We start from the raw sequence: 372 nt of genomic DNA on the forward strand, positions 1-372 counted from the left end.
ACCGTGACCCCAGAATATTTGAATAATTTGGGCTATAGTTTTAAGTACTCGACAATTAGCGAAGCGTTGGCCGCCATTTATCCATAAAGGTTTGGTTGGCGGGCAGAACTTTGGGTAGTCTTCGCTCTTCACGCATTCAATCAGCTGGATTTAAACTTGCTCCACTTCGTATCGCCGGGCATCGCCCTGTTCCTCGTATTACTAGCGTTACAGTGCAATACTGCGCTCGCACGTTCAGATCAGCGCGCAAACCCAGACATCCCACATGACTTTATCTCATGCACAATGCTCACTATTGAGCAGCTAACGGTGCTTCAGCTCGCCCAGAGAGGGATACCGCAAAACGATGCGATCAACACGCTCCCTTTTGGG

At 49.2% G+C, this 372-nt stretch carries 1 protein-coding gene; it reads left to right on the forward strand.

The window, feature by feature from the left end:
* Window positions 1–156 precede the first annotated feature (156 nt).
* Window positions 157–372 (forward strand): hypothetical protein (locus A3751_RS23360; RefSeq protein WP_231876815.1); only part of this gene is annotated, 216 nt, incomplete at its 3' end.

Source organism: Oleiphilus sp. HI0080, assembly GCF_001635135.1.